The 23,374-nt window shown below is 62.5% G+C and carries 22 protein-coding genes; 10 read left to right on the top strand and 12 right to left on the bottom strand.

The window, feature by feature from the left end:
* Positions 1–24: 24 nt before the first annotated feature.
* A complete protein-coding gene (locus CO655_RS15125; protein ID WP_097604158.1) occupies positions 25–840 on the bottom strand; it encodes an alpha/beta hydrolase fold domain-containing protein in 816 nt (271 codons plus the stop codon).
* Positions 841–1,004: 164 nt separating this feature from the next.
* On the opposite strand from CO655_RS15125, the gene CO655_RS15120 reads away from it, so the two are divergent.
* Positions 1,005–1,916, top strand: a complete 912-nt coding sequence (locus CO655_RS15120; protein WP_097665327.1) for a LysR family transcriptional regulator — start codon at positions 1,005–1,007, stop codon at positions 1,914–1,916.
* A gap of 231 nt (positions 1,917–2,147) precedes the next feature.
* Here CO655_RS15120 and CO655_RS15115 read toward each other — a convergent pair whose 3' ends face one another.
* Positions 2,148–2,891 (bottom strand): SDR family oxidoreductase, encoded by a 744-nt coding sequence (locus CO655_RS15115; RefSeq protein ID WP_097665326.1) that lies wholly within the window; start codon positions 2,889–2,891, stop codon positions 2,148–2,150.
* Positions 2,892–3,009: 118 nt separating this feature from the next.
* On the opposite strand from CO655_RS15115, the gene CO655_RS15110 reads away from it, so the two are divergent.
* The 3 genes from CO655_RS15110 to CO655_RS15100 all read left to right on the top strand — a co-directional run bounded on the left by CO655_RS15110 (position 3,010) and on the right by CO655_RS15100 (position 4,943).
* A complete protein-coding gene (locus CO655_RS15110; RefSeq protein WP_097665325.1) occupies positions 3,010–3,918 on the top strand; it encodes a LysR family transcriptional regulator in 909 nt (302 codons plus the stop codon).
* A 43-nt stretch (positions 3,919–3,961) separates the two neighbouring features.
* Positions 3,962–4,276, top strand: a complete 315-nt coding sequence (locus CO655_RS15105) for a hypothetical protein (protein WP_097665323.1) — start codon at positions 3,962–3,964, stop codon at positions 4,274–4,276.
* A 67-nt stretch (positions 4,277–4,343) separates the two neighbouring features.
* Complete coding sequence (locus CO655_RS15100) at positions 4,344–4,943, top strand: DNA-3-methyladenine glycosylase (RefSeq protein ID WP_176539260.1); 600 nt, start codon at positions 4,344–4,346, stop codon at positions 4,941–4,943.
* Here CO655_RS15100 and CO655_RS15095 read toward each other — a convergent pair whose 3' ends face one another.
* Genes CO655_RS15095 through CO655_RS15085 form a run of 3 tightly spaced genes read right to left on the bottom strand, consistent with a single transcriptional unit; the run spans position 4,944 to position 8,155 of the window.
* Positions 4,944–6,485: a DHA2 family efflux MFS transporter permease subunit gene (locus CO655_RS15095; RefSeq protein ID WP_097665321.1), complete on the bottom strand. Its 1,542-nt coding sequence runs from the start codon at positions 6,483–6,485 to the stop codon at positions 4,944–4,946. It abuts the gene before it with no gap.
* On the bottom strand, positions 6,478–7,698 hold the full coding sequence (locus tag CO655_RS15090) for an HlyD family secretion protein (RefSeq protein WP_097604151.1): 1,221 nt from the start codon (positions 7,696–7,698) through the stop codon (positions 6,478–6,480). The genes CO655_RS15095 and CO655_RS15090 overlap by 8 nt, the downstream gene beginning before the upstream one ends.
* Positions 7,691–8,155: a MarR family transcriptional regulator gene (locus tag CO655_RS15085; protein WP_010029563.1), complete on the bottom strand. Its 465-nt coding sequence runs from the start codon at positions 8,153–8,155 to the stop codon at positions 7,691–7,693. Before CO655_RS15085 ends, CO655_RS15090 begins: the two co-directional genes overlap by 8 nt.
* 214 nt (positions 8,156–8,369) lie before the next feature.
* Between CO655_RS15085 and CO655_RS15080 the strand changes: the two genes are divergently transcribed.
* From CO655_RS15080 to CO655_RS15070, 3 genes are all read left to right on the top strand, one after another.
* A complete protein-coding gene (locus tag CO655_RS15080; protein WP_097665320.1) occupies positions 8,370–9,914 on the top strand; it encodes a cation:proton antiporter in 1,545 nt (514 codons plus the stop codon).
* Positions 9,915–10,177: 263 nt separating this feature from the next.
* A complete protein-coding gene (locus CO655_RS15075) occupies positions 10,178–11,353 on the top strand; it encodes an efflux RND transporter periplasmic adaptor subunit (RefSeq protein WP_010030311.1) in 1,176 nt (391 codons plus the stop codon).
* Positions 11,350–14,538: a multidrug efflux RND transporter permease subunit gene (locus CO655_RS15070; RefSeq protein WP_097665319.1), complete on the top strand. Its 3,189-nt coding sequence runs from the start codon at positions 11,350–11,352 to the stop codon at positions 14,536–14,538. Before CO655_RS15075 ends, CO655_RS15070 begins: the two co-directional genes overlap by 4 nt.
* Before the next feature lie 21 nt (positions 14,539–14,559).
* Here CO655_RS15070 and CO655_RS15065 read toward each other — a convergent pair whose 3' ends face one another.
* Positions 14,560–15,336: a metallophosphoesterase gene (locus CO655_RS15065; protein WP_176539256.1), complete on the bottom strand. Its 777-nt coding sequence runs from the start codon at positions 15,334–15,336 to the stop codon at positions 14,560–14,562.
* 165 nt (positions 15,337–15,501) lie between these two features.
* Between CO655_RS15065 and CO655_RS15060 the strand changes: the two genes are divergently transcribed.
* The gene (locus tag CO655_RS15060) at positions 15,502–16,620 is read left to right on the top strand and encodes a monooxygenase (protein WP_097665318.1); all 1,119 of its coding nucleotides are present in this window, start codon (positions 15,502–15,504) and stop codon (positions 16,618–16,620) included.
* Positions 16,621–16,674: 54 nt separating this feature from the next.
* Here the strand turns inward: CO655_RS15060 and CO655_RS15055 are convergent, their stop codons facing one another.
* Together CO655_RS15055 and CO655_RS15050 are read right to left on the bottom strand one after the other, a co-directional pair.
* Positions 16,675–17,139 carry an Rrf2 family transcriptional regulator gene (locus tag CO655_RS15055; protein WP_097665317.1) on the bottom strand — a complete coding sequence of 155 codons (465 nt, stop codon included), beginning with the start codon at positions 17,137–17,139 and terminating at the stop codon, positions 16,675–16,677.
* Between the two features lie 298 nt (positions 17,140–17,437).
* Positions 17,438–18,226: an SDR family oxidoreductase gene (locus CO655_RS15050; RefSeq protein ID WP_097665316.1), complete on the bottom strand. Its 789-nt coding sequence runs from the start codon at positions 18,224–18,226 to the stop codon at positions 17,438–17,440.
* A 129-nt stretch (positions 18,227–18,355) separates the two neighbouring features.
* Between CO655_RS15050 and CO655_RS15045 the strand changes: the two genes are divergently transcribed.
* Positions 18,356–19,126, top strand: coding sequence for a TIM barrel protein (locus CO655_RS15045; RefSeq protein WP_097665315.1), 771 nt, complete (start codon positions 18,356–18,358; stop codon positions 19,124–19,126).
* A gap of 98 nt (positions 19,127–19,224) precedes the next feature.
* Here the strand turns inward: CO655_RS15045 and CO655_RS15040 are convergent, their stop codons facing one another.
* Positions 19,225–19,761 carry a hypothetical protein gene (locus CO655_RS15040; protein WP_097665314.1) on the bottom strand — a complete coding sequence of 179 codons (537 nt, stop codon included), beginning with the start codon at positions 19,759–19,761 and terminating at the stop codon, positions 19,225–19,227.
* A 92-nt stretch (positions 19,762–19,853) separates the two neighbouring features.
* Between CO655_RS15040 and CO655_RS15035 the strand changes: the two genes are divergently transcribed.
* Positions 19,854–20,327 carry a cupin domain-containing protein gene (locus CO655_RS15035; RefSeq protein WP_009994847.1) on the top strand — a complete coding sequence of 158 codons (474 nt, stop codon included), beginning with the start codon at positions 19,854–19,856 and terminating at the stop codon, positions 20,325–20,327.
* A 21-nt stretch (positions 20,328–20,348) separates the two neighbouring features.
* Here CO655_RS15035 and CO655_RS15030 read toward each other — a convergent pair whose 3' ends face one another.
* The 3 genes from CO655_RS15030 to CO655_RS15020 are packed head-to-tail and all read right to left on the bottom strand — an operon-like array spanning position 20,349 to position 23,280.
* Positions 20,349–21,458: a sn-glycerol-3-phosphate import ATP-binding protein UgpC gene (locus CO655_RS15030; RefSeq protein ID WP_097665313.1), complete on the bottom strand. Its 1,110-nt coding sequence runs from the start codon at positions 21,456–21,458 to the stop codon at positions 20,349–20,351.
* 12 nt (positions 21,459–21,470) lie between these two features.
* Complete coding sequence (locus CO655_RS15025) at positions 21,471–22,385, bottom strand: ABC transporter permease subunit (protein ID WP_010032994.1); 915 nt, start codon at positions 22,383–22,385, stop codon at positions 21,471–21,473.
* A gap of 10 nt (positions 22,386–22,395) precedes the next feature.
* A complete protein-coding gene (locus CO655_RS15020; protein ID WP_077994876.1) occupies positions 22,396–23,280 on the bottom strand; it encodes a sugar ABC transporter permease in 885 nt (294 codons plus the stop codon).
* Positions 23,281–23,374 lie beyond the last annotated feature (94 nt).

Raw genomic sequence — 23,374 nt, 5'->3', positions numbered from 1 at the left:
AGCCGCCGAAATATCAGATCTTCTTCAATGCAATTGCGGTTGGACGCTTACGTCCTGAAGGAAATCTCCGAAATGGCGGCTGACGTGTTCCTGCCAATCGGGCACTTCCCCGGATTTCCCACCATAAATCGAGGGCCAGCCCGTCCCGGCGGGAATGACATGCTGGCGCACACCGACACCCGCCTTCTTCAGGCGGGCGCCGTAACCAATTGTTTCGTCGTGCAGAGGATCGTCCTCGGCGGTGAAGATCAGCGCCGGCGCAACGCCTGCAAGACGCGAACAGAGGCAAGGCGCTGCGTAAGGGTGGCAGCCGCCGCCGCTCAAGTAATGGCTCCAGCCCTCCGTCCAGCGCTGGCGCATGCCGATGGCCTCCGCCTTGCGGATCGAAGAGGTGCCCATGAAGGGATCAAGCAGCGGCGAAATCAAAACCTGACCGTCGAGCGCGTCGGGCAGCTGGTCGCGCGCCTTCAGCGCCACACCGGCGGCGACATTGCCGCCGGCCTCCTCACCGGCCACGAACAGCAGCGACTTGCGGTCACCAAGACCGGCAGCGCGCTTGTTGGCGAGGTAGGTGAAAACGGAAAAGGAAACTTCCAGCGCCTTCGGAAACAGATTGCCGGACAGGCTGCTGTAATCGACGGCGGCGACGATGGCGCCGGCCTTGGCGAGGCTGATCGCCACCGGCCGGTCGACATTTGTCTCCTGATCGAGAAACGCGCCGCCATGCAGGTAAAGCACGATCGGCGGCCCTTTGCCGTAATCGGCGCCCTGGTAGATGCGTGCGGAAACGGGGCCGATGGCCACCTTGTCCAGCATCATATCTTTCCATTCCACCGTCATGGTTCCGGCCTCTGTGCGCATCGCGACAAACAGACAACGCCCGTCGCTTGCATTTTGCATAAAAAAGATATTGTTATTCAGAACAGGGAATAAGAAGCGATATCGCGATTACACTGTTCCAATTCTCGAATAATGGTGCAACGCAAACTGCGGACTTGAAACCGATGGATCAGCTTTCGGCAATGCGCGTCTTCATCCGCGTAGTGGAGACGGGCAATTTCACCCGCGCCGCCGACATGCTCGCCATGCCCAAGGCGACGGTGACCAATCTTATCCAGGGCCTGGAGGCGCATCTGCGCACCAAGCTTCTGAACCGTACCACGCGCCGGGTGATGGTGACCACGGACGGCGCGCTTTATTACGAACGCGCCGCCCAGCTTATCTCCGAACTGGAGGAACTCGACGGCAGCCTCTCCAACTCGCAGAGCCTGCCGAGCGGGCGGCTGCGCGTCGAAATGAGCGGCGCCTTTGCTGACGCAATCGTCGTCCCGGCCCTTTGCGACTTTTATCAGCGCTATCCCGACATCCGTCTGGACCTCGGCGTCAGCGACCGCACGGTGGATTATCTGGTCGAAAATGTCGATTGCGCGTTGCGGGCCGGCACGCCCGCCGACCAGTCGCTGATCGCCCGGCGCGTTTCGGAGATGGAACTCATCACCTGTGCTTCGCCAAGTTACATCCAGAAATTCGGCATGCCCGAACGCCCCGAGGATCTGGAGGCCGCACATTACTCGGTCAACTATTTCCGCGCTCAGAACAACCGGACGCTGCCCTTCGAATTTCGCAGGGACAACGAGACGATTGAGACCAACCCGCGCTATATCGCCTCCGTCAACGACAGCCGCACCTATCTGACCGCGGCGCTGACGGGGCTCGGCGTCGCGCAGGTACCGACCTTCATGGCGCGCGAGCCGATGCGGCGGGGCGAACTCGTCCGCGTGCTGCCGGAATGGCGCCGCGATCCGATCCCGCTCTATGTCGTCTATCCGCCGAACCGCCACCTCAGCAACAAGGTCCGCGTCTTCGTCGACTGGCTGGTGAAGCTTCTGGTCGAGGCCAAGCTGAACGACTATTGAGCGGCAAAACAGATACGGCCCGGAAGGAGGGGTTACCTTCGACGGGCCGCAATATTTTGAACATCGGGCCTGTCGCGCCACAGAGCGGGCGCGGCAGGCTCTGGAGGTTCGTAAGAGAGCGTCAGGGAACGCCACTCTCTCGCGATAAAGCAGTTATAAGCACTCTCCATAAGATTGTAAGAGGGAAAACCCACAAGCGTCGTTCACATAATCGCGATGAGGTCGCCTTCGTCAGATCATGCCGCCATTGGCGCGTAGCGTCTGGCCGTTGATCCAGCCGCCGTCCGGGCCGGCGAGGAAGGCGACCGCCGACGCGATGTCCTCGGGCGTGCCGAGGCGCTCCAGCGGGTTCATCTTCGCCATGCGGATGACGAGTTCCTCTGGTTTGCCGTTGAGGAAAAGATCGGTGGCGACAGGACCGGGCGCAATCGCATTGACGGTGATATTGCGGCCGCGCATTTCCTTGGCCATGATCGCCGTCAGCGTTTCGACGGCCGCCTTGGTCGCGGCGTAGACGCCGTAGGTTTCAAGCTTCAGGCCGACGACCGAGGTCGAGACGTTGATGACCCGGCCGCCGCCGCGCAAGCGCCTGGCCGCTTCCCTCAGCGTGTTGAAGGTGCCCCTGAGATTGACGCCGATCTGGCGGTCGAAGCTTTCGTCGCCAGCCTCGGCAAGCGGGGAGAGCCTCATGATGCCGGCATTGTTGACGAGCACGTCGATGCCGCCGAAGGCGGTTTCCGCAGCATCGAACATGCGGCGCACGGCGTCCGCATCGCTGACATCGGCTTTCTCGGTCAGCGCCTTGCCGCCGGCCTGCCCGATCTCGCGGGCCAGTTCTTCGGCCGGGGTGGCATTGCCGGAGTAATTGATGACGACGGTGAAACCGTCTCTGGCGAGGCGTCTCGCGACCGCCGCGCCGATACCGCGGGAAGCGCCGGTGACCAGTGCGACCTTGCTGCTTTGGTTGGAAGCCATTGTTCTTCTCCTTCATCGGCGCCACAGCGCGTTTTCGATGGAATGAAGATGCGCCTTTTGCCGGCGCGGATAATCGTGCATTCTTCGGCATCACTATCCGGGAAAGGCGAACAAACAGATGGACAGGTTCGATGCCATGCGTGTGTTCTGCCGTGTTGTTGAACGCCGCAGCTTCACCCTTGCCGCGGAAGACACCGGCCTGCCGCGCTCGACCGTCACCGATGCGGTCAAACAGCTCGAAGCCCGCCTCGGCGTACGCCTGCTCCAGCGCACCACGCGCCATGTCAGCCCGACGCTCGACGGCGAGGCCTATTACCAGCGCTGCCTGTCGATCCTCGCCGACATCGAGGATGCCGAAGGCGCCTTTGCCGGCGCCAGACCGAAGGGGCTGCTGCGCGTCGATGTGCACGGAACGCTCGCCCGCCACTTCGTGTTGCCGAGCCTGCCGTCCTTTCTCGATGCCTATCCGGAGATCGAATTCCATATGAGCGAGGGCGATCGGCTGGTCGATCTGGTTCGCGAAGGCATCGATTGCGTGTTGCGCGTCGGTACGCCCGGGGATAGCGACATGGTCGCCCGCCGTCTCGCCATGCTCGACGAGATCACCCTCGCCTCCCCCGCCTACATCGCCGCCCACGGCCTGCCGCAGCATCCGGACCGGCTGACCGGCCACCGCATGGTCGGCTTCCGCTCCAGCAGCACCGGCACTCTGCTGCCGCTCGAATTCATCGTCGACGGCGCCGTGCGCAACATCACCCTTCCCGCGACCGTCGCCGTCAACGCCGCCGAAAGCTATATTTCCGCGGCAAGGATGGGCCTCGGCCTGATCCAGATCCCGCGCTATCACGCTGAAAAAGATCTCACGGAGGGAAGGCTGGTTCGCGTGCTAGAGGATTTTCCGCTGACCCCGACGCCGGTATCCCTGCTCTACCCCCGCAACCGCCAGCTTTCACCGCGCGTGCGCGTCTTCATCGACTGGCTGGTGAAGGTCTTCGCTCGACAAAATCCGGAAAGCGCGCATCATTAAGACGCGCCTTGCGCATGCAACCGCTTTTTTTCGGGGGAAGGCCATGGCACTCAGCGACATCACTGTCTACCAGACGGAAGACGGCTTCGTCGTCGAATTCGGCGGCGAGGGCGAAGACAGCATTGCCGTGACGCTGCGCAGCACGCCCGGACTGACCCAGGAAAATGCCGTCTCGCGCGCCAAGACCCTGCTTGCGACAGCCATCGAACCCGCCCATGGCGACGGCCCGCGCAGCAAGGATCCCGCCCTGCTCGAAGAAGAACTGGAAGAGGGCCTGGAAGATTCCTTCCCGGCAAGCGACCCGGTCTCGGTCACCGTCTCCTCGATCCCAATGCGCGATCCGAATGCCGGCCACTGATGCCTGCCCCTCCGCTGTGATGGTTTTGGGATGACGGCCGCCACGTCGAATGGTATCTGCCTCGGCCATGACCGATGGTGGAATGACAAGCGGCGCGATCGGCGCCGGCGCGCTTGCCGGCGAAAGCCTCAAGGCGTTTTTCGAGCGCGACGCGATCACTGTTGCCCGCGCTCTGCTCGGCTGCCATCTCACAGTCGATGGGGCCGGCGGCCGCATCACCGAGACCGAAGCCTATTTCCCCGATGACGAGGCCTCGCACAGCTTCCGCGGCCCGACCAGACGCAATGGCGCCATGTTCGGCCGCCCGGGCAATGTCTACATCTACCGCATCTACGGCATGTACTGGTGCCTGAACTTCGTCTGCCATCCGGGTTCGGCCGTGCTCATCCGGGCGCTTGAGCCGGAAACAGGAATCCCTCTGATGATGCAGCGGCGCGGCACCGACATGCTGACGGCGCTTTGCAGCGGCCCCGGCAAACTCTGCCAGGCGCTCGGCATCGAGATCGAGATCAACGACCGGCTGCTCGACCGCCCGCCCTATGCGCTGACGCCCTCCGTTCCGGTGCCGATCGTTTCGGGAAAACGCATCGGCATCACCAAAAATGCCGACGTGCCATGGCGTTTCGGCATCCAGGGATCGCGTTATCTCAGCAAGCCGTTTCGCTGACTATTCCATGACGGCACTATGATTGACGGCGGGCGCCGCTTTCGGCTTGCGCAGCAGCAGAACCAGCGGAATGACGGCAAGCGACATCAGCATCAGCAGCTTGAAGTCGTCCATATAGGCGATGATCGTCGATTGCAGCGTGATGATCTCGTTGAGCGCGGCGCGCCCGGCCGCCGTCACGGGACTGAGCCCCTGCGCCGCCACCGCGTTGAAGGCGTGGTTGAACGGCGTCACATAGGCTGCGATCGATTCATGATTGCTCTGCGTGTTTTCGACGATCAGCGCCGAGACGATCGAAATGCCGACCGACGAGCCGATATTGCGCGACAGATTGTAAAGGCCGGTGCCGTCGCCCCGCATATGGGCGGGCAGCGTGGCGAATGCGATCGTCGTCAGCGGCACGAACAGGAAACCGAGACCGGCGCCCTGGATGAAACCGACCGAGACGATCGTCCATTGCGAGACGTCGGGCGTCCAGCCGGTCATGTCGTACATCGCCCAGGCAGTCAGGCCGAGGCCGAGCACCAGCAGCCAGCGTGTATCGACCTTGCCGATCAGCCGCCCGACGATGAACATGCAGAGCATGGTGCCAAGTCCGCGCGGCCCCATGACGATGCCGGCGGTGATGACGGGATAGCCCATCAGCGTCTGCAGATAGGGTGTCATCAGCGCCAGCGAGGCGAGATAGGTGATGCCGATCACGAAGATGAAGATCATGCTGATCGTGAAATTCTGGTCGAGGAACAGCTTCGGATTGACGAAGGATTTCTCCGCCGTCAGCGTGTGCACCAGCAGCAGATAGAAGGCGGCGGCGCAGATGATGGCTTCGAGCATGATCTCGCCGGAGGAGAACCAGTCGAGCTGCTCACCGCGGTCGAGGAAGAGCTGCAGCGAGGCGATGAACAGGCTCATCATGCCGAAACCGAACCAGTCGAGCTTGGCGAGCGCATCCCTCTTCGTTTCCGATACGAAGATGACGATACCGGCAAAGGCAAGCGCGCCGATCGGCACGTTGATGTAGAACACCCAGCGCCAGCTGATATTGTCGGTCAGCCAGCCACCGATGACCGGGCCGAGGACCGGCCCGACCATGACCGAGACGCCGAAAAGCGCCATGGCCGAACCGCGCTCCTCGACCGTATAGATGTCGAGCAGGATGCCCTGGGAAAGCGGCACCAGCGATGCACCGAACAGGCCCTGCAGCAGGCGGAAGGTGACGATCTGGTTCAGCGATTGCGCCAGGCCGCAGAGCACCGAGGCGCCGACGAAGCCTGATATGGCGACGAGCAGCACGCGCTTGCGGCCGAACTTGGCGGCAAGGAAGCCCGACGGCGGCGTCATGATCGCCGCCGCGACGATGTAGGATGTCAGCACCCAGTTGATCTGGTCGGCGGAGGCCGACACGCTGCCCTGAATATAGGGCAGCGCCACGTTGGCGATCGTCGTATCCAGCGCCTGCATGATGACGGCGAGAATGACGCAGGCGGTGATCGCGCCGCGATTGGCAACAGGGGTCGCCGGAGATGCGGGAGCGTTACTCATGATCCTTGCCCTGAGGCCGGCCCAGAAGCTTGTTGACGAAGTCGGGCAGTCCGCGGGCATGGCCGGTTTCGACATCGACCACCGTGCTCATGCCGACGCGAAGCGGCGGCTTGCCCTCGGTATCCTCGATGCTGACGCGCATCGGAATGCGCTGGACGACTTTCACCCAGTTGCCGGTGGTGTTCTGCGCCGGCAGCAGCGAGAAACTGGAGCCGGAGGCCGGGCTGATGCTCTCGACCTTGCCTTTCCACGTCACGCCGGGATAGCTATCGACGTAGATCTCTGCCGTCTGGCCGGGTTTGACATAGGTAAGCTCGGTCTCCTTCGGGCTGGCGGCAATCCACAGATGGTCGGTGGCGACAAGCGAGAAGGCCTGCTGCGAAGCCTGCAGGTAGGAGCCCACCTGCAAGGCGTTGACATTGGTGACGATGCCGTCGAAAGGCGCCTTGACGATGCTGTGGTCGAGTTCACGCTGGGCATTGTCGACATTCGACCTGGCCTGCAGATAGAGCGGGTTTTCCTCGACCGGCTGGTCGGCAGAGCCGCCGAGCTGGGCAAGCGTCGTTGCCGCTTCCGCCTTGGCGACGGCAACCTTCTGGCTGGCGGCCTCGAGATTGTGCTTGGCCTCGTCATAGGCGGATTGCGTCGCGCTGCCGTTGTTGACAAGGCTCTGCTGCCGGTCGAACTGCTCCTTGTAATAAGGCAGATCGGCCTGCGCCTGCGTGATCTCGGCGAGCGACTGCTGATAGCTCGCCTTGAGGTTCATGATCTGGTTGCGCTGCGCGCCGAGCTGCGCCTTGGCGCCATCGAGCGCAATCTTGAAGGAATCCGATTTCAGGCTGAAGAGCACCTGTCCCGCCTTGACCGCCTCGTTCTCGTGCACGTTGATTTGCTCGACGATGCCCGAGACATCGGTGGTGACCCCGACCATATCGGCCTGGATATAGGCGTTGTCGGTCGACATCACCTGGCCGCCATTGACGTAATAATAACCGCCGACGACGAGCGCCACCGGCAGCAGGGCGAAAAGGACGGGCCGTGTGAGACTGCGCCGGCGGCGGACCTTGTTGCCGCCAGGCGCAGCCACGGCGGCAGCCGGCGCTGAACTGGATGAAGGCGCTTCGGCTACCGTTTCCTGCTGTTTGACTTGGTTTTCGTCAGATGTCTTGGCATTGGCGTCAGCAACGACGCGGAGGTTGGGTTGATCAGCCATCGTTCATCTCATTTTCTTCAACTGGTGTTCGGCAAGCCTGCACCAGGTTCGTCTTCATTGCGGATAGGATCTGGTAAAGCAGCTCGCGCTGCTCGGCCGAAACGCCTTCGAGCGCCTCGGCGCGGGTTACATCGCCGAGCTCGCGCATTTCGGCGAGCAGCGGATGGGCTTCTTCGCGCATGTAGAGCAGCCAGATGCGCCGGTCGGTCGGGTGCTGGCGGCGTTCGATCAGCCCGCGTTCGGCGAGCTTGTCGAGAATGCGCACCAAAGTGATCGGCTCGATTTCAAGGATTTCGGCCAGGCCGCTCTGATGGATGCCTTCATTGTTGGAGAGATAGGCAAGCGTCTGCCATTGCGACCGGGTCAGCCCAAGGCACTTCGCGCGCTGCTCGAACCGCTTGCGCAGCAGTCGCGCGACGTCATGGAGTAGGAAGCCGAGTGTGGGCGTAGCGCTCATGAAAACCTGTGACCGTTAATTTATAAGCATACTTATAATATCGGTAGATATATTGAGCTTGCCGCCAGAACAAGGACGCAGACGGCAGATTCAGCAATGTCGGCTGAAATGCCGCAGCTTGGGCTCGGGCCCGTTTGACAGTGGCCGCGGCCCTGCGCCGCCCTAATTCTGCGGCAGGAACGCCTCCGCAGGAGGCGCATGTTGGGGGAGCTTGATGGCGTTCTTCGAAAGCATGCTCACCCTGCTGCTGGTGGCGATCGTCTTTCTGCAATTCTCCAGGAAGTTCCGGATCCCCTATCCGACAATGCTGTCGATCGCCGGCGTCATCGTCGCGGCTGTGCCCTGGGCTCCCGAGGTTGCCATTGATCCCGACCTTGCATTGGCGCTGCTGGTCGCGCCCGTGCTCTTCGACGCCGCTTATGATCTGCCGCCGAGGACATTGAGGCGCAACTGGCTGCCCCTCTTCTCGCTCGCCGCGATCGCCGTGATCCTGACAGCTGCAGCCGTCGCCGTCGTCGGGGTGACGATGGCCGGCCTGCCGCTGGCCGCGGCCGTCGCGCTCGGCGCCATCGTCGCGCCGCCGGATGCCGCCGCCGCCACCGCCATGCTCGATCGCTTCGCCCTGCCGCGCCAGACCTATGTCGTCCTGAAGGGCGAGAGCCTTTTGAACGATGCCGTCGCACTTCTGATCTTCAGCGCTGCGGTTTCGGCCGCAGCCAGTCCGGCCTTCTTTTCCGGCGCTCTGGCGGAACTGGCTCTCGCAGTCCCCGGTGGCCTCGTCTTCGGCTATCTCATGGGCCGTCTCTACATGGTCGTCGGCCTGAGGCTCGCCGGCACGCTCGGCGGCACCCTGCTCGAATTCGTCGCCACCTTCGGCACGTGGATCATCGCCGAGCGGCTGCATCTTTCGGCGATTCTGGCCATCGTCGTCTACGCGATGGTGATTGCCCGCTACATGCCGGAACGGCAGACGGCCCGCCACCGCATCCACTCCTATTCTGTGTGGGAGGCTGCGGTCTTCCTGCTCAATGTGCTCGCTTTTCTGCTGATGGGCCTGCAGGCCCGCCAGATCGTCCTCGACCTCGATCCCGGCCGACTGAGTTTCGCGATCGGCTTCGCCACCGCGGTCTTTGGCACCGTCGTCGTCGTCCGTCTCGCCTGGGTGCTCTTCTACAACCGGGCGATCAACTTTCTCGCAGCGCGCGGACGCACGACACAGGCCGCTCCGACGTTTGCGGCCAGCCTGCTTGCCGGCTGGTGCGGCATGCGCGGCCTCGTCACCCTGGCGACCGCGCTCGCCCTGCCGATCGACTTTCCCGATCGCGACATCATCCTGCTCAGCGCGCTCGCCGTCGTCCTCGGCACGCTCATCGTCCAGGGACTGACGCTCGGACCGCTGATCCGTTTTCTGAAATTCGATCCGGACACGTCCCTGGAGCGCGATCTCGCCAGAGCCCGCGTGGCGTTGATCGATGCGGCGCTGGCCGAGCTTACAGGCGGCGAGGACGATTCCACCCGCATCCTGCGCGACGTCTACACCTCGGAGCGCAAGATCGCCGCGGATGGGAAACATCCACGCGAGGTCAGCAGGCTCGATAAACAGCGCCGCAATGTCATCGTCGCAAAACGCGCCAAGCTGGCAGCGATGCGCCGCTCCGATGAGATCGACGACGATGTCTTTCATATGCTGGAACAAGAACTTGACTGGGCCGAACTCGGCGCGCTTCCACCCAGCAGGGACGAGATCGTCGAGAGCTGACGCTCTTCCGCGACGTCTCGATGGATTCAGGAACCGCCGCCAATTGGCATTTGCAATTTTTCGCCGCTGCCGCTTATAGTCCAATTCCATAGGGTTACGATTTTTCCGATCTGCATTGCCTGCCGGCCTTCCTTTCCAGGAGATTGGACGCCGGAGAATTCAAGGGGGCGGACGCCTCCGATCAAGCAGCAAGACAAGAACGACATCACTTCATCTTAGGTTTGGCGGCAGCAAAAAGCGGCCGCCGAGATTGGAGGACCGGTATGACTTACGCGCTTCGACAGATCGCGGTGTTTGGCTGCATGGCGGCGTTGATGCCGCTGGCCGCGCTGGCCCAGAACGCGCCGCCGCCCCCGCCTGTCACCGTCGCCAAGCCGGTCGTTCGCGACGTCGTCGACAGCGACGAGTTCATCGGTCGCTTCGAACCGGTCGACGAAGTCTCCGTTCGCTCGCGCGTCGGCGGTTATCTGCAGGAAATCCATTTCCAGGACGGCGCCCTGGTCAAGCAGGGCGATCTACTCTTCGTCATCGACCAGAGACCCTTCATAACGGCCCTCAGCCAGGCAAAGGCGACACTTGAAGCGTCGCAATCCACCCTGGTCTTTGCCGACGCGCAGTACAAGCGCGCCCAGTCGCTTGCCTCCAGCGGCAGTCAGTCGGCGCAGACGTTGGATGATCGCCGCCGCGAATTCGATTCGGCCGAGGCCAATGTCCGCGGCGCGCAGGCCGCAGCCGACCGTGCGTCGCTCGACATGGAATATACGGAAATCAAGGCGCCGCTCAGCGGCCGTATCGACCGCCGGCTGATTTCGGCCGGCAATCTCGTGCAGACCGACCAGACCGTGCTCACGACGATCGTTTCTCTCGACCCGATCGATTTCTATTTCGACGTCGACGAACGCCGCCTGCTGAATTTTGCCGACACGGCCCGCAAATTGGGCAAGGATCTCCAGCAGGGCGGCGGCGGACTGGATGTCTCCGTCACGATCTCGGATCCCAATGCCAAACCTTTCAAGGGAAAGCTCGATTTCGCCGAGAACCGGGTCGATAACCAGAGTGGCACCATTCGTCTGCGGGCCCGTTTTCCCAACCCTGACCTTGTCCTGCAGCCCGGCCTCTTCGGCCGCATACAGGTCGAAGCCTCCAACACCTATCAGGCCATTCTTGTCCCCGACGAGGCAATCGGCTCGGATCAGAACGAGCGCGTCGTCTATGTCGTCGCCGACGACGGCACGGTTTCGACCAAGCCCGTCAGGCCTGGACCGCGGCTCTACGGCTACCGGGTGATACGCGAGGGTCTCGACGGCACCGAGACGATCATCGTCAACGGCGTGATCCGCGCCCGTCCCGGCTCGAAGATCACACCTCAGACGACCGAGCTGCCGAAGGAGCGGCAGGACACGGCGCCCGAAACCGCCGGCGCGGAGAGCGGACAATGAGATTCGCTCATTTTTTCGTGGACCGGCCGATCTTTGCGGCCGTGATTTCGATCGTCCTTCTCGTCGTCGGCGGCATCGCCTATACGCAGCTGCCGGTCTCGCAATATCCGGAGATCGCGCCGCCGACCATCGTCGTGCGCACCTCCTATCCGGGCGCTGATCCGCAGACCATCGCCGATACGGTTTCGACGCCGCTCGAGCAGCAGATCAACGGCGTCGAAGACATGCTCTACATGTCTTCCTACTCGAGCGCCGACGGCGCCATGTCGCTGACGATCACCTTCAAGCTCGGCACCGACCTCGACAAGGTCCAGGTGCTTGTCCAGAACCGCGTCTCCATCGCCCTCCCCCGCCTTCCCGAGGAAGTCCAGCGGCTCGGCGTGACAACCGACAAAAGTTCGCCGGATCTGATGATGGTCGTGCACCTGCTGTCGCCGACGCATCGTTATGACCAGCTTTACGTCTCCAACTACGCCCGCAACCGCATCCGCGACGTTCTCGTTCGCCTCGATGGCGTCGGCGACGTGCAGCTGTTCGGCGAGCGCCAGTATTCGATGCGAGTCTGGCTGGACCCGGAAAAGCTCTCTGCCTACGGCATGACATCCGATGACGTCGTCGCCGCCCTCAGAGACCAGAACGTCCAGGTGTCGGGCGGCAAGATCGGCGCGCCGCCGGTCACCGGCAAGAACGCGTTCGAATATACGGTGCGGACGGACGGCCGCTTCTCCGACGTGCGCGAGTTCCGCTATGTCATCGTCAAATCGACGGATAGCGGCCGGCTCGTGCAGTTGCAGGATGTAGCCCGCATCGAGCTCGGCGCGCAGGACTACGTCACCAACAGCTATCTCAACAACGATCCCGCGGTCGCACTCGGCATCTTCGCCCGGCCGGGGACCAATGCCCTCGACACCGCCCATCAGGTCCAGACGATCATGAAGGACCTGTCGCAGAATTTCCCGCAAGGGCTGGAGTATCGCATCGTCTACGACACCACCGAATTCATCTCGGATTCGATCTCCGAAGTGTATCGAACCATCGTCGAGGCGGCGATCCTGGTGGCGATCGTCGTTCTCGTCTTCCTGCAATCCTGGCGCACCGCGATCATTCCGATCATTGCCATCCCCGTCTCGCTGATCGGCACCTTCGCCGTCCTCTTGGCCTTCGGCTTCTCGCTCAACATGCTCACCCTGTTCGGCCTGGTGCTGGCGATCGGCATCGTCGTCGACGACGCGATCGTGGTGGTGGAAAATGTCGAGCGCAATCTCGCCCGCGGCATGACGCCGAAACAGGCCTCCCACGTGACGATGGACGAAGTCGGAACCGCCGTCATCGCCATCTCGCTGGTGTTGATCGCCGTCTTCGTGCCGACAGCCTTCATTCCGGGCATTTCGGGACAGTTCTACCGGCAGTTCGCCGTCACCATCGCCGTCACCACCGCGATATCTGCGTTGAACTCGCTGACGCTTTCTCCCGCCCTGGCAGGCATATTGCTCAAGCCCCATGATGACCACGAAACCAGGCGTATCAATGTGGCCACACGCCTGGGACGCAGCCTTGCCGATGGCTTCAACCGCGGTTTCGACCGGATGAGTTCCGGCTATTCATGGACCGTTCGGCACCTGGTCAGCAGCTGGGTCGGCTTGAGTGCGGCAATGCTCGCCTTCGTCTGCCTGCTGGGGGCAACCTGGTACATGGGCACGCGCGTACCCTCGGGTTTCATCCCGACCATGGACCAGGGTTACGCGATCATCGTCATACAGCTTCCTGACGGCGCCTCGCTCGCGCGTACCGACGCCGTCGTCAAGCAGGTGGGCGATATTGCCCGCACCGTGCCGGGTGTCGGCAACGCCGTGCAGTTTGCCGGCTTCAGCGGGGCGACATTCACCAATGCCTCGAATGCCGGCGTCGTCTTCGTCCCGTTCAAATCCTTCGCCGAACGCGAAGAAGGCGGGGACAACGCCAACAAGATCATCGGCGAGCTTTTCGGCAAGCTGCAAAGCATCCAGGAAGCCTTCATCATCGCCATACCGCCGCCATCCGTGCGAGGTGTCGGCAATTCTGGCGGCTTCAAGATGCAGATTTCCGATCTTGAAAACGCGGATATGACGCGGGTGCTCGCCCTCGCCCGCCAGATGATGGGTGCGGCAGCAACGACGGAGGGGCTGACCGGCGTCTTTACGACATTCTCCGATGCAAGCCCGCAATATTTCCTGGCGATCGACCGCGACAAGGCGCGCTTCCTGAATGTGCCGATCCCCAATATCTTCAACGCGCTCTCCATCAATCTTGGCGTCGCTTACGTCAACGATTTCAACGCGTTCGGCCGCGTCTATCAGGTTCGCGCCCAGGCCGACCGGCAGTACCGCATGGATAGGGAAGATATCCTAGCCCTGAAGGTTCGATCGGCGACCGGCGCGCTGGTTCCGCTTGGAACCTTGATGGATATCCAGGATGCCAGCGGCCCGGCGCTCGTCCAACGCTACAACATGTATGTCTCGGTGCCGCTTCAGGGTAATCCGACGCCAGGCACGTCGACGGGCGACGCCATCGCGAAGATGGAAGCGCTGGCGGCGAAGATCCTGCCGCAGGGAACGACCTTCGAATGGACGGAACTCGCCTATCAGGAGACCCATACCGGCAACACCGCCGTCTACATCTTCGCCCTGTCGGTGATCTTCGTCTTCCTGGCGCTGGCGGCGCAATATGAAAGCTGGGTTCTGCGGCCGACGATCATCCTCATCGTGCCGCTGGCGGTGCTGGCGGCGCTGATCGGGGTTTCGCTTCGCGGCATGGACAACAATGTCCTGACGCAGATCGGCCTGATCGTGCTGATCGGCCTGGCGGCCAAGAACGCCATTCTGATCGTCGAGTTTGCCAGACAAGCGGAAGAAGAAGGCAAATCGCCGGTCGACGCGGCGATCGAGGCCAGCCATCTTCGCCTGCGCCCGATCTTGATGACGGCTTTCGCCTTCATCTTCGGCGTGCTGCCGCTTGCCATCGCCACCGGCCCCGGCGCCGAAATGCGCCAGTCGCTCGGCACTGCCGTCTTCTCGGGCATGCTCGGCGTGACGATCTTCGGCCTGTTCCTGACGCCGGTTTTCTACGTCGTGCTGCGCGGCCGGCGTCGTAATCGCTCAGCTGAAAGGCCGGTCGAAGCGGTCCCCACCGAAAGGGAGACGGTTTGATCACTCCAGTGACAATGCCTGTCAGGTGGAAAACAGATGCACCTGGCCCTGCCACAGCCGGGCGACGGTCAGCCTGCCGCTGCGATAGGCGCGCGTATCGAGATTGAGCCGCCTCGCGCGAACCTCCGGCTCGTCGTTCGGCGTATGACCATGGACGACGAGTTTCGGCAGAGGGATCCTGCTTTCGAGAAATCGGTGGCGGATGAGCACTAGATCCTCGTCGGTTTGCGCCGCGATTGGCCGCGTCGGATCGATGCCGGCATGGACGAACAATACGCTCGGCGTGTCCAGCATGATCGGCATCGCCCGCATGAAATCGATATGCGTGTGCGGCAGCGAATGACGGAGGAAGGCGTCGAGCTGTGCGCCGGAGGGGAAGACCAGCGGCAGATGCTCCGGATCGAGCCCATAGGACTTCAGCGAGTGCGCCGATCCCATCCGCATCCAGTCGTCATAGGAAAGCCAGCCGTCGATATAATCGAGCATGGCGATCTCGTGGTTGCCGGCAAGGCAGATCCGATCGAAACCTTCCGGCGGCGGATCCATGAGGTGAGCGATGACCTGCGCCGATTCCGGGCCGCGGTCGATATAGTCGCCGAGCGTCACGATCAGCTTGCGCCCGGGCAGCCGTGCCGCATCGCGCAGGATAGCCTGTTCGGCCTTCACGAGCAGATCGCACCGGCCGTGAATGTCGCCGATGGCATAGGTTGGAATATCGGCGATATCCAGCGTCGGACGCGGTCTCGGCTCGCGTGCCATTTTCGAAACCTCGCTGCGGCGAGCAAGAGAGTCGCTCATCATGTTTCTCAATCAAGGAAGCCCCGGTTAACCATAAGTAGCGTCGAGGGCAAGCCGATCAAGTTGGTGAGAAAATTCGAAGCATCGGTTTTTTCTGGAAAAACCGTTCTTATCATCCGGAGCGAAATCCCTCACTCCTGTTGTCCGTCGAGGAAAGAGTGATCAATGGGAACCGTATCGCAGTTTCGTGACCGCTTGAGACCGCCAGCGCAGCGCATCGAGAGCGAGGAGGCGGCAATATCCACGGCCCGTGACCTCGCCACCGCATTCCGGCGCGAGGCGAGCGAACGCGATATCAACCGCATTCTACCGTTTGCCGAGCTCGACGCGCTGTCGATATCGGGACTGACCGCAATCACTGTTCCGCCCGACCATGAAGGGCTCGACGTGCCGAATGCCCTGCTTGCCGAAATCGTTGCGATCATTGCCGAGGCCGATGCCTCGATCGGCGAGACTCTGGAGAATCATTTTTCCGCGCTGGAAACACTCCGCATTCAGGCCGGAGAGGATCTGAAGGCCTCGCTGTTTGCCCGTGCGCTGCTCGGCGACCGCTTCGCGGCCGCCACTTTCGCCGAGGGATACGAGGTGACGGACGAAGGCCCGGGCTATCGCCTCAGCGGCCGCACTCGGCAGGCCGCCGGTATCCTCTATGCCGACTGGATCGCCGCCGCCCTCACACTTCCGCCCGACCGCCCGGCGACGCTCTACCTCACCGGCAGCGATGAAGACCTGCAGGTGGTCGATAATTGGGACGGCTTCGGCCAGCGCACCAATGGATCGGCAACGACGATCGCCGGCGCACTCCATGTCAATGCCGCGGCCATCGCGCCGGCGTCTTCGTTTGGATATTCGACCGGCATGTCGCTCCGCCTGCTGCTCAAGGCCGGGGTAAGCCTCGGTATCGCGCGAGCCGCGTGGGCCGACCTGATGACAGCGATCGGCGATCGCGCCGCCGTCCTCTCTCACCTCGGCAAACACGCCGTCGGCATCGAAGCGACGGCGGCGGCCTTGGAACGGGCTGGCCGAAAACTCGACTTTGCCCAGGTCAATCCCGTGGAGGCGGCGATGGCGGACGCGCATTTTTCCGCTTCTGCCGCCGCGATCACAGCCGGCGATACGGCGCTCGCCACCGCCAATGCGCTGTTCGAACTCGCCGGGCAGGCATCGGCCGGCATCGGGCTCAATCTCGACCGCCATTGGCGCAATGCCCGCATTCACGCGCTTTCGCTGCCACGGGATAGGCTGCTGGCCAGCGCAGGCGAGTATATGTCGAAGCAAGCCTGAACGACTGCCACAAGGCACCGTCGTTGTGCGGGACGATGTGGAAACGAAGAGATCTCAGCTGGCGGCAGAGATCGGAAATTCTTCCGTGGCGCCCTCGACATGGCCGCCGGCCGCAACGAATTGATCGAGGGTCATATTGTCGAGGATGGCGGCGATCGCATCCCGAACATCGGTCATCGAACGCCGCACCTGACAGGTTTCCGGATCGGCGCAATCGTCGCAGGCCTCATAGGCCGTGCGGCTGGCGCAGCGGATCGGCGCTAAGGGCCCGTCGAGCGTGCGGATGACATGGCCGATGCGGATTTCGGAAGCCGGCCGCGAGAGGGAATAGCCGCCGCCGGGTCCCTTCTTCGAACGCAGGATGCCGACATTGCGCAGCTCCAGCAGGATCGTATCGAGAAACTTCTTCGGGATATTGTTGCGGGCGGCGACGTCGTTGATGAAGGCGGTCTCGCCAGGCGGCAGCCGCGCCAGGTCGACCAACGCCTTCAGGCCGTATTTTCCCTTTTTCGTCAGCATTGTCTTTGTCCTGTCGAAAACGCAATATTTATCCCGCCAATAGCAGGCAAATAGCGTCGAAAGCGTGAAGATACAATAAAATAGCTATTATTTATAGCTTATCTCGGCAACACTTGCGGGCTGCAGGGCAGCAAAGCGTCATCCGACGTACCAATGCATGTCGCCCGGAAGTGTGCAGCGGTTCCGGGACAACGACATGCATCAAAACAAAGAGCTAAAGCGCGTCGCATGAGTCAAATTTGATGCGACGCGCTTTAGTGGCTGGCGCCACTCACTGCCTGCCGCCCGCGCTTTGCCGTCAGATCGTCTTCAGCATGCCGCCATCGACGAAATAGGTCGATCCGATGCAGTAGCTCGCCCGTTCCGAACTCAGGAAGACGAACATGTTTGCGAGCTCTTCCGGCGTGCCGAAACGTTTGGAAGAAGCGTGCTCATTGGCGACGCTCTGCAGATAGCCTTCCCAGTTGCCGCCGGTTTCGGCCGTCAGCTGCTTGGCGGTCTTGATCCAGTCCGGCGTCAGGATCAGGCCGGCATTGATGCAGTTGACGCGGATATTGTCCTGGATGAGCTCGGTCGAGAGCGTCTTGGAAAACATCATCAGCGCCGATTTGCTGACATTGTAGATCGGCTCGTACCAGAGCGGCTGAACGGCGCAGATCGAGGCATTGTGCAGGATGACGCCGCCGCCGCGCCTCTTCATCTGCGGCGCGATCCCGCGCGCTAGCCGCACGGCGGCCATGACATGCAGGTCCCAATAGGCCTGCCACTTCTCGTCCGGCGCCTCCATTACCGTCTCGTTCGATCCGGTGCCGGCATTGTTGATGAGGATGTCGGCGCCCCCCTTCTCTGCGGCGGCCGCAATGATCGCCTCCGTTCCCGCTGCCGTCGCGACGTCGGCGACAACGGCGGTGGCGTTGACGCCATGCTTCTCGGCAATCCGGGCGGCCTCCGCCTCCAGCCGCTCGCCGCCGCGCGCCGCCAGCACGAGATCGGTGCCCTCTGCCGCCAGCCCCTCGGCGACCGCCAGCCCGATGCCGACCGACGCGCCCGTTATCACCGCGGTCTTTCCCTTCAATCCCAGATCCATATCTTCCTCCAGCAGCGCCGGCGATCCCGGCTCGATCTAGCGAGTGTTCCGCCAATGAATCCGGGCGTCAAGCCTTGCGGCAGGCTCCGATCTGGCGCAGCCTGCGTCCCGCACAGGGGAGGAGTTTTCATGCGACGTTATTCGGCCTGCATAGAGTGGCTGTTTGCCGAAGAGGGCGACTTTTTTCCCGACCGCATCCGCCGCGCCCATGCCGGCGGCCTGACGGCGATCGAATTCTGGCGCTGGACCGACAAGGACCTGGATGCGATCGAGGCGGCGCTAAAGGAAACCGGCCTTGCCGTGACCAGCCTCGTCGCCGAACCGATGATCGCCCTGACCGACGCCGCCAACCGGCAGGCTTGGCTCGAGGGCCTTGCCGAATCCGCTGCCGTCGCGAGGCGTCTCGGCGCGCCGGTGCTGATCGCCCAGGCCGGCGACGATCTCCCGGATTTGAGCCGCGAAGAACAGCGCCAGGCCCTGACCGAAACGCTGAGAGCCGGCGCCGATGTTCTCGCCGGCAGCGGCGTGCGCCTCGGCGTCGAGCCGCTCAACACCCGCATCGACCATATCGGCTATTTCCTCGCTTCGACCCGCGAAGGGCTCGATATCGTCGATGACGTCGCCCGCCCCGAGATCGGCATCGTCTACGACATCTACCATTCCGCCGTGATGGACGAACGCACCGATGAGGTGCTGCAGGGCCGTCTCGACCGCGTCTTTCACGTTCATGTCGCCGATCATCCCGGCCGCAACGAACCGGGCTCCGGCGGCATCGACCTCGCCCACCGCCTCAACTGGATCTTCGCCAATGGGTATGATGGCGCCGTCGGCCTGGAATACCGGCCGACCCGATCCGGCGCGGACGCAGTCAAAGCCGCGATCGCCTCGCTCGGCGGCTAAAGCATGTCGCGCAAAAGTGTGCAGCGGTTTTGCGGCAACGACATGCGTAAGACAAAGACCTAAAGCGAGAGGAGCGATCCGAAAGATTGCGACGCGCTTCAGGCCGGGCCGGCGCCCTCTGCGAAGGCTTCAAGTTCAGGATCGAACTCGACCTCGACGACATTGTTGAACACGGCGGTCGCCAGCATGATACCGGCAAAGGCGACGAGATCGACCAGCGCCTTGGTCTCGTAACGCTTTTTCAACCTCGCCCAGAGCTCGGCCGGAACGGCGTTGGAATCGGCGACGATCGCCCTGCCGAAGGCATCGAGCAGGGCCTCCGCTTCGGAAAGCGCCAGTGCATCGGGGTCGGAACCCTTGTTTATCAGCGCCCGGCGAAAGAAGGTGATGGCGATCTTCGATTTCGCCGCTTTCGAGATCGCATGCGAGAAGATCCAGATCTCCCGGTCGCTGACCACAGGATCGAGTTCGGCCCGCAGCGTGAACCACTCGGCATAGATGCGATGGGCGACAGGCGAATGGAGGAGCGTCCGCTTCATGTTGGTCATGCGCGCGCGCAGCCTGATTTCCTCGTCATGCGCCGCGCGAACCTCTTGCGAAGCGGTGTCGTAATCGATCTGCGGGAGGTGGCTCATCGGGTGAACCCTTTCCTGATGCAAGAAGATAATCCGCTTGGCCGCCGCGCCGCGCCCACCTAGATTGGCTATATCGAAGGCGGAGGCAAGGCATGAGCGGCGACCACGAGCATTCTCACATCGACTGGCGGGAACATGGCGTCAAGGTCATTCCCGGCAATTCGCTCGATCCCAACACGGCGCAGACGCCGGGCATGAACCGCGCCACGGCGATCAACAATGCGCGCGCCGGCGCCGAGAAGATCTGGGCCGGCACGGTGACGATCCATGCCAATGCCAAGACCGGCGCCCATCATCACGGCGATCTCGAAAGCATTATCTATGTCGTCAAGGGCAAGGCCCGCATGCGCTGGGGCGAGCATCTGGAATTTACCGCCGAGGCCGGCCCCGGCGATTTCATCTATGTCCCGCCCTACGTGCCGCATCAGGAGATCAACGCCAGCCGCGACGAGACGCTGGAATGCGTGCTCGTCCGCTCAGGCCAGGAGCCCGTCGTCGTCAATCTCGATATCGAGCCGGTCGAGAAGCCGGAAGACGTCCCCTGGATCGATCCGATCCATCGCTGACGCCGACCGGCGATCAATTCGTCAGGCGGGGACGGCGCCGGCGCTGCTCATGGCAGGGTTCTCGATGATCCGGCCGGTGTCGGCGGCATAGAGGTGGATCGCGTTGTGGTCGATCGCGATGCCGATCGGATCGCCCGATTTCACGCTCACGGCGTCCGTCAGCGCCACGGCAAAAGGCAGCCCGTCGAAATCGGCATGAACGACGCGGCTCGCGCCGAGCTCTTCGATGAAATCGGCCGTCGCGATCAAGGCGCCGGGCGCATCCGGCGCCACCAGCCGGGCGGCCTCGGCGCGCATGCCGAGCACGACCCGCTTGCCCTTCAGGCTCGCGGCGCGTTCGCGCGGCAGCGCGATCTTGCGGCTCTGATCGTAGATGAAGACGCCCTCGTCGTTGATCGTGCCTTCGAGCAGGTTCATCGCCGGCGTGCCGACGAAACCGGCGACGAAGCGCGAGACCGGATGATGATAGACCTCTTCCGGCGTGCCGACCTGCTCGACCCTGCCGCCGTTCATCACCACCAGCCGGTCGGCCAGCGTCATCGCCTCCGTCTGGTCATGCGTAACGAAGATCGAGGTGGCGCCGAGGCGGCGGTGCAGCCGGCGGATTTCGGCGCGCATGGCGATGCGCAGCTTGGCGTCGAGGTTCGACAGCGGCTCATCGAAGAGGAACACTTTCGGCTCGCGGATCATCGCGCGGCCCATGGCGACGCGCTGGCGCTGGCCGCCGGAAAGAGCGGCCGGGCGGCGGTCGAGGAAAGGTTCGAGGCTGAGCGCCTTGGCGACCTCGGTAATGCGTCGCTGACGCTCCGTCTTCGCCACACCCGCCACCTTCAAGGCATAACCGATATTCTCGGCAACGGTCATATGCGGATAGAGCGCATAGTTCTGGAACACCATCGCGCAGCCGCGCTCGCGCGGCTCCAGCTGGTTGACGACGCGACCGTCAATGGCGATTTCACCGCCGCTGATTTCCTCGAGGCCGGCGATCATGCGTAAGAGCGTGGACTTGCCGCAGCCGGACGGGCCGAGGATGACAACGAATTCACCGGATTTAATCTCCAGATCGACGCCGTGAACCACGGGATGTTTGCCGTAACTCTTCTTCACATCACGGATTGAGATCGGTGCCACAGGACTGTTCCTTCACTTCTCGGTGGAGATAAGGCCGCGCACGAACCAGCGCTGCATCAGGATGACGAGCACCAGCGGCGGCGACATGATGATCAGAGTACCCGCCATGGCGACGTTCCAATCGGGCAGACCGAATTCGGACGGGATCAGCGTCTTGAGCTGCGTCACCGCAATGCCGAAATTCGGATCGGTGGTGATCAGCAGCGGCCAGAGATATTGGTTCCAGGCCCAGACGAACATGATCGTGAACAGTGCGATCATGTTTGGCCGCGACAGCGGCACCAGAATGTCCCAGAAGAACCGGACCGGACCCGATCCGTCCATCTTCGAGGCCTCGGCAAGTTCGTCCGGAACCGTCAGGTAGAATTGCCGATAAAGGAAGGTGCCGGTCGCGGTTGCGACCAACGGCAGAACCAGGCCGGGATAGGAATTCAGCAGACCCCATTCGAGCTTGATCTGGATACCGGTGATCTGGGCCACGAGCCAGCTGATGCCGGTGACATCGAGGATCGTCTGGAAAGGCTGCAGTGCGTTGGCCGCAATCGAATAGGTCGGAACGATGCGGACTTCGAGCGGCAGCATCAGCGTGATGAAGATGATCCAGAAAATCACATAGCGGCCGCGAAAGCGGAAATAGACGATCGAGAAGCCTGCCATGGCGGAAAGGATGACCTTGCCGGCAGCGACCGACGTCGCGAAGATGATGCTGTGCAGCAGTTTGGTGCCGAGATCGGCGCGCACCCAGGCCTCCCGGGCGTTTTCCCAGAAATGCGAACCCGGCGTCAGCGGCAGCGGCACGCGATTGACCGTCTCCAGATCGAGCGTCGATGCGATGATGACGATGACGAAAGGCAGAAGCGCGATCACCATGCCGAGCGCCAGAAGCGTGTAGCAGATGAAGTTGAATATCGGCGTGCGTTCGATCATGTCCGCGACCTCACTTGTAGTGCACGCGCCGCTCGATGAAGCGGAACTGGAAGATGGTGAGCATGACGACGAGCAGCATCAGGATGATCGATTGCGCCGCAGCGCCCGAATAATCGAGGCCCCGGAAGCCGTCGAAATAGATCTTGTAGACCATGAGCTCCGTCGCTCGGGCCGGGCCGCCCTGCGTCATGACGTCGACGATGCCGAAGGAATCCTGGAAGCTCTCGGTGATGTTGATGACGAGCAGGAAGAACAATGTCGGCGTCAGCAGCGGCAGCTGGAGGTCCCACATGCGGCGCAGCGGCCCGGACCCATCCATGGCCGCCGCTTCGATCAGCGAGCGTGGAATGCCCTGCAGAGCCGAGAGGAAGAAGATGAAGTTATAGCCGATATATTTCCAGGAGAAGGCGACGATGACGGCGATCATCGCGTCCTTGCCGTCGAGCGCGGGATTCCAGAGGCCGGGCCAGACATGGTTGATGACCGAGAGAAGGCCGGCCTCCGGCGCCAGGATGAAGCGGAAGGCCAGCCCGAGAGCGGGCGCGGCGATCGCGTAGGGCCAGATGAAAACCGACCGGTAGATCTTGTGGCCGCGCAGTTCACGATCCGTCAAAAGCGCCAGGATGAGCGCCAGCCCCATGGCAATAATCGTCGAGCTGAAGCCGAAAACCATACTGCGGGTGATCGATTCCCAATAGATCGGATCGCTGAGCAGCAGTTTGAAATTGTCGAAGCCGACCCAGGCATTGCCGCCGCCCCATGGCTGTTCGAGCGTGAAAGCCCAATAAAGCGCCTGCGCGCTTGGCCAGTAGAAGAAGACGAAGATCAGCAACAGCATCGGGAATGCGAAGAGGAGGCCGATCGTCGTCGAGGAGAAAGTGACGCGCTTTTCCATGGGTGGTCGTTTTCGCCCTGGTTTGACTTCAGGCGCGGGCGGCAGCGCGCATCCGCGACTGGTTGGGAGAACTTACAAAGACGCACCCGGCACG

It is taken from the genome of Rhizobium sp. M1 (genome assembly GCF_002531805.1).
Classification (GTDB): domain Bacteria; phylum Pseudomonadota; class Alphaproteobacteria; order Rhizobiales; family Rhizobiaceae; genus Rhizobium; species Rhizobium etli_C.
The sequence above is the reverse complement of the archived record's forward strand: the minus strand, read 5'-3'. Positions and strand labels throughout refer to the sequence as shown.

Coding starts and splice junctions, on each gene's coding strand:
- CO655_RS15125 (WP_097604158.1), bottom strand. CDS start 840: ATGACGGTGGAATGGAAAGATATGATGCTGGACAAGGTGGCCATCGGC.
- CO655_RS15120 (WP_097665327.1), top strand. CDS start 1,005: ATGGATCAGCTTTCGGCAATGCGCGTCTTCATCCGCGTAGTGGAGACG.
- CO655_RS15115 (WP_097665326.1), bottom strand. CDS start 2,891: ATGGCTTCCAACCAAAGCAGCAAGGTCGCACTGGTCACCGGCGCTTCC.
- CO655_RS15110 (WP_097665325.1), top strand. CDS start 3,010: ATGGACAGGTTCGATGCCATGCGTGTGTTCTGCCGTGTTGTTGAACGC.
- CO655_RS15105 (WP_097665323.1), top strand. CDS start 3,962: ATGGCACTCAGCGACATCACTGTCTACCAGACGGAAGACGGCTTCGTC.
- CO655_RS15100 (WP_176539260.1), top strand. CDS start 4,344: ATGACCGATGGTGGAATGACAAGCGGCGCGATCGGCGCCGGCGCGCTT.
- CO655_RS15095 (WP_097665321.1), bottom strand. CDS start 6,485: ATGAGTAACGCTCCCGCATCTCCGGCGACCCCTGTTGCCAATCGCGGC.
- CO655_RS15090 (WP_097604151.1), bottom strand. CDS start 7,698: ATGGCTGATCAACCCAACCTCCGCGTCGTTGCTGACGCCAATGCCAAG.
- CO655_RS15085 (WP_010029563.1), bottom strand. CDS start 8,155: ATGAGCGCTACGCCCACACTCGGCTTCCTACTCCATGACGTCGCGCGA.
- CO655_RS15080 (WP_097665320.1), top strand. CDS start 8,370: ATGGCGTTCTTCGAAAGCATGCTCACCCTGCTGCTGGTGGCGATCGTC.
- CO655_RS15075 (WP_010030311.1), top strand. CDS start 10,178: ATGACTTACGCGCTTCGACAGATCGCGGTGTTTGGCTGCATGGCGGCG.
- CO655_RS15070 (WP_097665319.1), top strand. CDS start 11,350: ATGAGATTCGCTCATTTTTTCGTGGACCGGCCGATCTTTGCGGCCGTG.
- CO655_RS15065 (WP_176539256.1), bottom strand. CDS start 15,336: ATGAGCGACTCTCTTGCTCGCCGCAGCGAGGTTTCGAAAATGGCACGC.
- CO655_RS15060 (WP_097665318.1), top strand. CDS start 15,502: ATGGGAACCGTATCGCAGTTTCGTGACCGCTTGAGACCGCCAGCGCAG.
- CO655_RS15055 (WP_097665317.1), bottom strand. CDS start 17,139: ATGCTGACGAAAAAGGGAAAATACGGCCTGAAGGCGTTGGTCGACCTG.
- CO655_RS15050 (WP_097665316.1), bottom strand. CDS start 18,226: ATGGATCTGGGATTGAAGGGAAAGACCGCGGTGATAACGGGCGCGTCG.
- CO655_RS15045 (WP_097665315.1), top strand. CDS start 18,356: ATGCGACGTTATTCGGCCTGCATAGAGTGGCTGTTTGCCGAAGAGGGC.
- CO655_RS15040 (WP_097665314.1), bottom strand. CDS start 19,761: ATGAGCCACCTCCCGCAGATCGATTACGACACCGCTTCGCAAGAGGTT.
- CO655_RS15035 (WP_009994847.1), top strand. CDS start 19,854: ATGAGCGGCGACCACGAGCATTCTCACATCGACTGGCGGGAACATGGC.
- CO655_RS15025 (WP_010032994.1), bottom strand. CDS start 22,385: ATGATCGAACGCACGCCGATATTCAACTTCATCTGCTACACGCTTCTG.
- CO655_RS15020 (WP_077994876.1), bottom strand. CDS start 23,280: ATGGAAAAGCGCGTCACTTTCTCCTCGACGACGATCGGCCTCCTCTTC.